This is a genomic window from Massilia sp. AB1 (assembly GCF_018119385.1).
Taxonomy (GTDB): domain Bacteria; phylum Pseudomonadota; class Gammaproteobacteria; order Burkholderiales; family Burkholderiaceae_D; genus Telluria.
Window position 1 is genome coordinate 226,527 of the sequence record NZ_JAGKSG010000003.1, and the last position, 8,988, is coordinate 235,514.

Annotated in this window: 8 protein-coding genes; 1 reads left to right on the forward strand and 7 read right to left on the reverse strand. The window is 67.7% G+C overall.

The features are described 5' to 3' along the window. Window positions 1–3: 3 nt before the first annotated feature. The 6 genes from J8847_RS03560 to J8847_RS03585 all read right to left on the reverse strand — a co-directional run bounded on the left by J8847_RS03560 (window position 4) and on the right by J8847_RS03585 (window position 7,547). Entirely contained in the window at window positions 4–870 is an 867-nt protein-coding gene (locus tag J8847_RS03560) for an STAS domain-containing protein (protein ID WP_211523296.1), read from the reverse strand. Between the two features lie 212 nt (window positions 871–1,082). Further along, window positions 1,083–4,226, reverse strand: coding sequence for an efflux RND transporter permease subunit (locus tag J8847_RS03565; protein ID WP_211523297.1), 3,144 nt, complete (start codon window positions 4,224–4,226; stop codon window positions 1,083–1,085). A 12-nt stretch (window positions 4,227–4,238) separates the two neighbouring features. Continuing rightward, window positions 4,239–5,414, reverse strand: a complete 1,176-nt coding sequence (locus J8847_RS03570; protein WP_211523298.1) for an efflux RND transporter periplasmic adaptor subunit — start codon at window positions 5,412–5,414, stop codon at window positions 4,239–4,241. After that, window positions 5,411–6,649: a TolC family protein gene (locus J8847_RS03575; protein WP_211523299.1), complete on the reverse strand. Its 1,239-nt coding sequence runs from the start codon at window positions 6,647–6,649 to the stop codon at window positions 5,411–5,413. Before J8847_RS03575 ends, J8847_RS03570 begins: the two co-directional genes overlap by 4 nt. A gap of 81 nt (window positions 6,650–6,730) precedes the next feature. Continuing rightward, window positions 6,731–7,072, reverse strand: coding sequence for a hypothetical protein (locus J8847_RS03580; protein ID WP_211523300.1), 342 nt, complete (start codon window positions 7,070–7,072; stop codon window positions 6,731–6,733). Window positions 7,073–7,163: 91 nt separating this feature from the next. After that, entirely contained in the window at window positions 7,164–7,547 is a 384-nt protein-coding gene (locus J8847_RS03585; RefSeq protein WP_211523301.1) for a hypothetical protein, read from the reverse strand. 186 nt (window positions 7,548–7,733) lie between these two features. Here J8847_RS03585 and J8847_RS03590 point away from each other — a divergent pair, with 186 nt between their 5' ends. After that, window positions 7,734–8,132, forward strand: a complete 399-nt coding sequence (locus J8847_RS03590) for a VOC family protein (protein WP_211523302.1) — start codon at window positions 7,734–7,736, stop codon at window positions 8,130–8,132. Window positions 8,133–8,280: 148 nt separating this feature from the next. On the opposite strand, the gene J8847_RS03595 is transcribed toward J8847_RS03590, so the two are convergent. Then, window positions 8,281–8,820 (reverse strand): hypothetical protein, encoded by a 540-nt coding sequence (locus J8847_RS03595; RefSeq protein ID WP_229429562.1) that lies wholly within the window; start codon window positions 8,818–8,820, stop codon window positions 8,281–8,283. Window positions 8,821–8,988 lie beyond the last annotated feature (168 nt).

The following is an 8,988-nucleotide window of genomic DNA, read 5'->3' on the forward strand; positions in this document are numbered from 1 at the left end:
CTCTCAGGCGGCCTGCTTGGCGATGAGGGCGGTGCCGGTGCGCTCGAGCGCGACCAGGAAGGCGTCGGCCAGGGTGGCCTTGGTCATCACGTCTTCCAGGTTCACGCCGAGGTGCACGATGGTCTGTGCGATCTGCGGGCGGATGCCGCTGATGATGCAGTCCGCGCCCATCAGACGCGCCGCGGCGATGGTCTTCATCAGGTGCTGGGCCACCAGGGTGTCCACGGTCGGCACGCCGGTGATATCGATGATGGCGATCATGGCGCCGGTGTCAACGATCTTTTGCAGGATGTTTTCCATCACCACCTGGGTGCGGGCCGAGTCCAGGGTGCCGATCAGGGGCAGCGCCAGGATGCCGTTCCACAGCTTGACGACCGGGGTCGAGAGCTCCAGCAGTTCCTGCTGCTGGCGCACGATGATCAGGTCCTTGGTCTTCTGGAACACTTCGATGGTGTACAGGCCCAGCTTGTCCAGCAGGGTGTTGATGGTCCACGAGGCCGTGGCCAGCGCTTCCGGCTCGGCCGCGAAGACCGCGCGCAGGCGCGCGAACAGGGCTTGCTTGAGCGAGAACACGAAGGTCGCGGTTTCGCTCGGCGTGGAGCCCGACTTGGCGCGGGTGGATGAGATCTCGCCCAGCAGGTCGCGCACCTCGTCCCAGGAGCGGTGGTCGATGTTGTCCAGTTCGCCAGCACGGGTGGCGGCGCTGAACGCGGCCAGGAATTGCTGGGTGTGGTTACGCAACTGCTCGCGGGACGCGCTGGTGCCGCGCACGGCCAGCGCTTCCAGCTGGGCCAGCCAATCGGCGCCGATCGCCGCCTGGTTCTCCTGCAACATCTGGCTGATACGGGTTGCGTCATCCTTAGTGGTCATCGGACTATCCTTTTTTTGATTTGTCGGGTGGGTACGCGGCGTCTCTCGTGCACGTGTAGCTACACGAATGAGATAAACGGCCAACTATACCACTTATGCCATCAGGGACATGGCACGGTTGAGTTGTCTGACGGATATTTTTGCTGCAATGATGGCAAAACGCCGCGACACAAAAAAATGCCGCCGAAATATGACTTGAAAGACAGTGCATTTTAACCTTTTGGCGACCCACCTTCGGCCCTGCGATGCGCGTATTCATACAGGACCGGCAACAACAACAGCGTCAATACGGTGGACGACACGATCCCGCCGATGACCACCGTCGCCAGCGGCCGCTGCACCTCGGCTCCGGTGCCGGTCGCCAGCGCCATCGGCACGAAGCCCAGCGAGGCCACCAGCGCCGTCATCAGGACCGGGCGCAGGCGCGCCATCGCCCCCTCCTCCACCGCCTGCGCCAGCGGCATGCCGCCCTCGCGCAAGCTGCGGATGAAGGACACCATCACCAGGCCGTTGAGCACCGCCACCCCGCTCAGGGCGATGAAGCCGACCGCCGCCGAGATCGACATCGGTATGCCGCGCAGCCACAGGGCGCACAGCCCGCCGGTGAGCGCGAACGGGATGCCGGTGAAGACCAGCAGGCCGTCCCTGGCGTTGTTGAAGACCAGGTAGAGGAGCGCGAACACCAGCGCCAGGGCGGCCGGCACCACCAGCTGCAGGCGTGTGGCTGCGGCCTGCAGGTGCTCGAACTGCCCGCCCCAGCTGGTCCAGTAGCCGGCCGGGACGCCGACCTTCCGCGCGACGCGCTCCTGCGCCTCGGCGACGAAAGAGCCGATGTCTCGCCCGCGCACGTTGGCGGTCACCACCACGCGGCGCTTGCCCTGCTCGCGGCTGAACTGGTTGGGGCTGGGCGCCAGGTCGAAGCTGGCGATCTCGCCAAGGGTGATGAAGCTGTGCGGCGCCCCCTCTTTCGCTGGCAGCGCCACCGGCAGCCGCTTGAGCGCGTCGATATCGCCGCGCACCGCTTCCGGCAGGCGCACCACGATGTCAAAGCGGCGGTCGCCCTCGAACACGATGCCGGCCGCGCGCCCCGCCGTGGCGGTGGCGATCATCTCCTGCACGTCGCCGATGTTCAGGCCCATGCGCGCGGCGCGTTCGCGGTCGACCTCGATCTGCAGCATCGGCAGGCCGGTGGTCTGCTCGACCTGCACTTCGCTCGCCCCGCTCACCTTCCGCAGTTCGGCGGCGACGCGCGCGGCGGTGGCATTGAGCACCTCCAGGTCGTCGCCGAACACCTTCACCGCCACGTCGCTGCGCACGCCGGACACGAGCTCGTTGACGCGCAGCTGGATCGGCTGGCTGAATTCGTAGCTGTTGCCGGGCAGCTGATCGAGGGTGTGGCGGATCGCCGCCAGCAGTTCCTCGCGCGTCTTCTTCGGCCGCGGCCAGTCCTGTTCCGGCTTGAGCATGATGATGCCGTCGGCCACGCTGGGCGGCATCGGGTCCGACGCGATCTCCGCCGTCCCGATGCGCGCGAACACGCGCTCGATCTCCGGATAGCCGCGCATCAGGCTGGTCTCGATCTGCTGCTGCATCTTCACGGACTGGCTCAGGCTGGTGCCCGGCACGCGCACCGTGAGCACGGCCAGGTCGCCCTCGTTCATGGTGGGGACGAATTCCAGGCCCAGTCGCGTGGCCATCAGGCTCGAGATGGCCAGCACGATGGCGGCGAAAGCCAGCGCCACGGGGCGGTTGGCCATCGCATAGCGCAGGCAGGGCGCGTACCAGCGGCGCGCGGCATGCATGGCGCGGCTTTCCCTCTCGACCACGTTGCGGCCGATGAACAGGGCCACCGCGGCCGGCACGAAGGTCAGCGACAGGATCATCGCGCCCAGCAGCGCGATCACCACCGTGAAGGCCATCGGGTGGAACATCTTGCCCTCGATGCCGGTGAGCGCGAAGATCGGCAGGTAGACGATCATGATGATCAGCTGGCCGTAGACGAGCGGGCGGCGTGCCTCCTGGGCCGCCTGGAACACTTCCTCGAAGCGTTCCTCGCGCTGAAGCACCCGGCCCATCCTCGTCTGGGCCTGGGCGATGCGGCGCACGCAGTTTTCGACGATGACCACCGCCCCATCGACGATGATGCCGAAGTCGAGGGCGCCCAGGCTGAGCAGGTTGGCGCTGACCCGGTTGCCGACCATGCCGGAAAAGGTGAACAGCATCGCCAGCGGAATCACCATGGCGGTCAGCAGCGCGGCGCGGATATTCCCGAGGAACAGGAACAGCACGGCCACCACCAGCACCGCGCCCTCCAGCAGGTTGGTGCGCACGGTCTCGATGGCGCGCTCCACCAGGTTGGTGCGGTCGTACACCGTGACCGCCTTCACGCCCTTGGGCAGGCTGCGGTTGATCTCGGCCATGCGCTGGTCGACGGCGCGCGAGACGGCCCGGCTGTTCTCGCCCAGCAGCATGAACACGGTGCCCAGCACCACTTCCTGCCCGTTCTCGGTGGCCGCGCCGGTGCGCAGCTCGCGCCCCACCGACACCTCGGCCACGTCGCGCACCCGCACCGGGATGCCATTGACCGTGGTGACCACGATGTTGCCGATGTCGCCCGTGGAGGCGGCCTGGCCGGGCGCCCGCACCAGGTACTGCTCCCCTTCGCGCTCGATGTAGCCTGCGCCGACATTGCTATTGTTCTTCTCCAGCGCGCTTACGATGTCGGCCAGTTCCAGGCCATAGGACGACAGGGTGGCCGTATCCGGCGCGACCAGGTATTCCTTGTCGAAGCCGCCGATGGAATTGATCTCGGTGACGCCCGGCACGGTGCGCAATTGCGGCTTGATGATCCAGTCCTGGATCTCGCGCAGGTCGGTCGGCGTGTAAGGCGTGCCGTCCGGCTTCTGCGCGCCCTTCTCCGTCTCCACGGTCCACAGGTAGATCTCGGACAGGCCGGTGGCGATCGGCCCCATGGCCGGCACCGCGCCCGGCGGCAGCTGGCCGCTGGCGTCCTGCAGGCGCTGGCTGACCAGCTGGCGCGCGAAGTGGATGTCGGTGCCTTCCTTGAACACCACCGTCACCTGCGACAGGCCGTAGCGCGACAGGGAGCGGAACTGCTCCAGCCCCGGCAGGCCGGACAGCACGGCCTCGATCGGATAGGTGATGCGCTGCTCGGTCTCCAGCGGCGAGTAGCCCGGCGCACGGGTGTTGATCTGCACCTGGACGTTGGTGACGTCGGGGACGGCGTCGATCGGCAGGCGCTGGTAGTTGAAGATGCCGAGGATGGCCATGGCGAGCACCGCCAGCATGACCAGCCAGCGGTGGGCGATGGATGCCCGGATGATGCGGTTGAACATGCTCGCCTTCCGTCAGTGATGATCGGCCGCGCCCTTGCCTGCGGTTATACCCTGTTGCGCCTTGATGGCGAAGCTGCCGGCGGCGGCGATGCGCTCTCCGGCGCGCAGGCCGGAGCTGATTTCGACGAAGCGCCCGTCGGAGCGGCTGGTGGCGACCGGCTGGGCCACGAAGCCCTCCGGCACGCGCTTGTAGACCACCTGGCGCCCGTCGTCGGTCTGGATGGCTTCGCGCGGCACCGCCACCGCCACCTGGCTGGCGCCGGTGACCACGTCGACGTTCACCGCCAGGCCGGGCCGCCAGGCGGCGCCGGGATTGGCCAGCACCACGCGCGCGGTGGCCGAACGCGAGGCCTCGCCCACCAGCGAGCTGACGAAGCTTACCTTGCCCGGCGCCGAGGTGCTGGAGGCGATCGAGCGGATCACGGCGTCGGTGCCGACGCGCACGATGTCGAGGTCCTTGGCCGGAACGACCACGTCGGCCCACACGGTGGACAGGTCGGTCAGGGTGAACACGCGGGTGTCGGCGCCCACCATTTCGCCCAATGTGATGTGCTTCTCGACGATGACCCCGTCGAACGGCGCGCGGATCTGCAGGCGGTTGGAGTTGCCCGCCGCGCTGGTGCCGAGGGCTTGCAATTGCTGGCGCGCGCCCTGCAGGGCGATTTCCGCTTCGTGCAGTTCCTGCTCGGCCTTGAGGTAGTCCTGGCGGGCGGAGATCCGTTCTTCCCACAGCTGCTTCTCGGACGCGTGCAGCTTGCGGGCGTAGGCCAGGCGCTGCTGCGCCGCCGCCAGCGCGCCGCGCTGGGCCGCCACGTCGGCGCTGGCGATCACCGCCAGCACCTCGCCCTGGCGCACCCGGTCACCCAGGTTGGCGGGCACCGCTTCCACAGCGCCCGCAGCGCGCGGCGTGACGTGGGCGGTGCGGTCTTCGTTGAGGGCGATCTGGCCCGGCATGCGGATGAAGGTTTCCATCTGCATGGGACCGGCGTCCTGCAGCGTGATGCCGGCGGCTTTTACCTGTGCGTCGGTGAAGCGGATCACGCCGTCGTCCTTGTGTTCTTCCTGCTCGCTTTCACCGGCGTGTTCGTCCTGCGCGGCAGGCGCGCGGCCGCGCACCAGCACCAGGGCCGCGATGGCCAGGGCCACCGCCAGCATGACGGCCACCACTTTCATTTGCTGCTTGTTCATGGGTTCTCCTGGACGGCGGACGTGCCGGTCAGCCGAGCGATGTCGGCCGCCGCGCGGTGGCTCTCCGCGGCGGCGTTCAGATACTGGGTCTTCGATTGGAACAGGGTGCGCTGGGCGTCGAGCACGTCGAGGATGCCGAACTTCCCGAGCTCGGCGCCGCGGCTGGCGGCGCGGTAGGCGCTTTCCGCGCCCGGCAGGATCTCGGCCGCGATCAGCGCGGATTCTTCCAGGGCGGCCCTGAGGCGGGCGTGGGCCTGGGCCAGCTCGGACTGCAGGCGCACACGCTCGGCCTCCTCTTCGTCCCGCGCCTTGTCGACGCGCCGCAGCGCCTCAAGCAGCGCGCCCTGGTTGCGATTGAACAGCGGGAGCGGCAGCGAGACGCCGACCACGGCCTGGTCGCGTTCGTCCAGGCCCTCGCGGCGGGCGCCGACGATCAGCGTGACATCGGGGATGCGGCGCGTGCGCTCCACCTGCGCCAGCGCTTCGCGGTGGCGGAGCTGGGCGCGTGCGCGCTGCATGGCAGGCGCCTGGTCGAGCCGGGCGGCGAGCTGCGGCAAGGGCACGGCCGGCGGGAGGTCGCCGGCCGGGAGGGCGATCTGCAAACTGGCTCCCTCCCCGCCCCACAGGGCCGCCAGGCGGATGCGCGCACTCTCGAGGTTGCGCGCCGCCTGGATGACCTCGATCCGTGCGCCGGCCTGGGCCACGCGGGCGCGGGTCTCGTCGACCGGCGACACCTTGCCCGCCTCGACGCGCTTGGCCGCCGCCTCGGCGGCGCGGGCGGCGAGCGCAGCCAGTTCCTGGTCCATGCGGTGGCGTTCGATGGCGGCGGCCAGCTCATAAAAGGCGGCGCTGGTATCCGCGCGCACCTGGACCCGCAAGTCCGCCAGCGCGAGCGCCGCCAGGCCGCGTTCTTCGCGCGCGGCGTCGGCGCGGGCGGCGCGCTTGCCGCCCAGTTCGAAGGGAATGCTCAGCTGGGCCGTGGTGGCGCGGCGTTCGCGCCGCTGGCCTTCGCGCAGCACTTCCAGCTCGGGATTGGGCAGGGCCTTCGCCTGCGCCAGCGCGCCGTCCTTGGCGGCGACTTCGCTGGCGGCGGCGCGCAGCGCGGGATTGGCGCGCAGGGCCAGCTCGATGGCCTCCGCCAGCGTGAGGGGCGCGTCATGCTGTGCCGCGGCGGGCGCCAGGATGGCCGCGAACAGGATTGCCGCCAGGGTGAGCGGCTTCAACAGGGATGTCATGGTGTGGCTCCGAACAGGTCAAGGTTCGGCGGGCACCGTGCGCCGCGCGAAGCGGCGTGATGGATCGGGTCTCCCGCCGGGTCAGGCGCGGAGCGGCCGGTCGGGCGGCGGGATCAGGTCGGGGATGTGCGAGACGTAGCGCCGCAGTTCGCCGCGCAGGTGCGGGGCGCCTTTCGGCAGGGGCAAGTCGGGATTGGCGGACGGGATCGCGCTGGCCGACAAGTGATGGCAGATGTCGCAGCCGTTGTCGCAGCAGGGCTTGGCGGCGGCGTCGTCGCCATCGTCGGCTTGCTGCTGGCCGAGCGACTGGCTGGTCTGCTGGACGGCCTTGCCGTCGCCGCCGACGCAGCAGGCGCACGCAGCCGCCCAGACGGACTGGAACGGCATTATCACGAGCAACAGGACGATCAGCAGGCGTTTCATCAAATTCCCGGTTCGGCACGAATGCGCTGGAGGCGCGGTACATAGTGTGCACGAAAAACCGGGCAGTGGCTATAGCGGCAATGCGCTGGCGTCAGGCGATCGTCACCGGCGGGAAGATGCGCACCTGCGCGACCCGTCCGGTTTCCCGGTCGATCACGAAGATCAGCAGGTAGCCCTTGCCGTAGCGGCTTTCGACGGTGGTGGGACCGACGAAGTAAGCCAGGTCTTCCGGATGGTCGGCGGCGCCGGTCGGTGCGCCGAGCAGGTCCCTGACGTCATCGCTGGTGAGCCGCTGCGGCGGGTACTGGCTGAGGAAGGAGGCGACCATGCGGCCGCGGCCGGCCTGGTCGGCGCTGGCCCATGCTTGCGGCGTGAAGAACTCGTCGCCGAGCGAGTGGATCTGCGCCTCGACGGTGTAGTCCGAGCATCCCTGCAGGAGGCCGAGCGCCAGCAGGCAGGCACCTATCCATCTCATCAGCATTCCCGTCTGCGCTCCTGAAGGCGTGGCGAACTCGGCCATTCTGGGTCAAGGGCGGACGGATGGTTTAACGTAGATCAAACCGGTCTGCGTTATTTTTTCGCCTCCTTGTCGATTTTATGCGTCTTCATTCGTCGTCAAGTTGCAGGCCCCTACCCATCCACCGCTCGACGAGAGGACGTCATGAACAAGCAGATCATTTTCAACCTGGCCGTCAAGGACCTGGACAAATCCAAGGCCTTCTTTTCCGCGCTCGGTTTCCGTATGAATCCACGATTCAGCAACGAGAACGCGGCCTTCATGGACGTCGTGCCGGACAGCATCCACGTCATGCTGATGACCGAAGCCTTCTTCAAGTCGCTGATCGACAAGCCCCTCGTGCAAGCCAGGGAGGCCAACGAGGTCATCATCTGCCTGAGTTGCGAGAGCCGGGAAGAAGTGGACAGCCTGATCGCCAAGGCGGTGGCGGCCGGCGGACGCACGCCGCATCCGCCGGAGGATCACGGCTTCATGTACGACCAGGGCTTCGAGGACATCGACGGCCATCTGTGGAACCTGGTCTGGATGGCGCCGCAGTCCTGACCCTGCCGGCTGCCTGGCGCCGCCTGCGCGGCGGCGCGCAGGAATCGGGCGGCCCTTGCTTCCGGCAGTGTGACAAGGCAAGCGGCTCCGGCTGCAAATGCACAGTGCTCGCTTCATCGTCGTGGCCCTGGAAAGAGCGCCGTAGGTCTCAGCGCTTTTCCTTGTTGATCTCTTGCAGGAGCTTGAACGCCTCGCGCTCGATGGCAAGTTCCGCATCCGCAAGTTCCTTGCTCGCCTTGACATAGGCGGCGCGCTTGCGCTCTTTCTTTTCTTCCGGCGGGACGACCGGCTTCATTCCCGGCATCATGATCTCGGTGCCGCTGTTGTACTTCTTGTGGATGACCTGCTTGCCATAGGATGTCGTGTAGAAACGGGTCATTTCGGTCGCGGTATCCACGGAAACCAGCTGCGCTACCGGCGCCGCAAGGCGTCGATAGATCTCCGTTGGCGGCGTTTTCTCGAGCCTTGCGGACACCGCCTGCCGCTGCGCTTCACTCTGGTAGCGGCTGCGTGCGGCGACGCCGCGCATCAACTTCTCGGCCTGCATCGCTGCAAGGAGATCCTGCGCGGCCTTGACGTGTGCAGGGCTTGGCGCCGCCGTTGGCGCCGCGGGCGCCGGGGCGGCGGCGAATGCAGGGGCGGTAAAGACCAGCGTTAGACCCAGTGCGGCCTGGACTACAGGTTTCATCAGTATCCTTTCAATGAGGAGATGTCCCGCCCCGCCGTGCGGAAGGGTCGGAAGACGACGGTGCGCGGCAAGCGTCGAAGTCCCGGAATGATGCCATGGCTCGAGCGGAACTTCTGCGCGGATTCTCACTTTTCCCGCGACCTCTCCAGGTATTCGACAAGGCAAATA

What these genes read in the sequence shown, in the direction of transcription:
- J8847_RS03560 (WP_211523296.1), bottom strand. Translation starts at nt 870, where the DNA reads ATGACCACTAAGGATGACGCAACCCGTATCAGCCAGATGTTGCAGGAG.
- J8847_RS03565 (WP_211523297.1), bottom strand. Translation starts at nt 4,226, where the DNA reads ATGTTCAACCGCATCATCCGGGCATCCATCGCCCACCGCTGGCTGGTC.
- J8847_RS03570 (WP_211523298.1), bottom strand. Translation starts at nt 5,414, where the DNA reads ATGAACAAGCAGCAAATGAAAGTGGTGGCCGTCATGCTGGCGGTGGCC.
- J8847_RS03575 (WP_211523299.1), bottom strand. Translation starts at nt 6,649, where the DNA reads ATGACATCCCTGTTGAAGCCGCTCACCCTGGCGGCAATCCTGTTCGCG.
- J8847_RS03580 (WP_211523300.1), bottom strand. Translation starts at nt 7,072, where the DNA reads ATGAAACGCCTGCTGATCGTCCTGTTGCTCGTGATAATGCCGTTCCAG.
- J8847_RS03585 (WP_211523301.1), bottom strand. Translation starts at nt 7,547, where the DNA reads ATGAGATGGATAGGTGCCTGCCTGCTGGCGCTCGGCCTCCTGCAGGGA.
- J8847_RS03590 (WP_211523302.1), top strand. Translation starts at nt 7,734, where the DNA reads ATGAACAAGCAGATCATTTTCAACCTGGCCGTCAAGGACCTGGACAAA.
- J8847_RS03595 (WP_229429562.1), bottom strand. Translation starts at nt 8,820, where the DNA reads ATGAAACCTGTAGTCCAGGCCGCACTGGGTCTAACGCTGGTCTTTACC.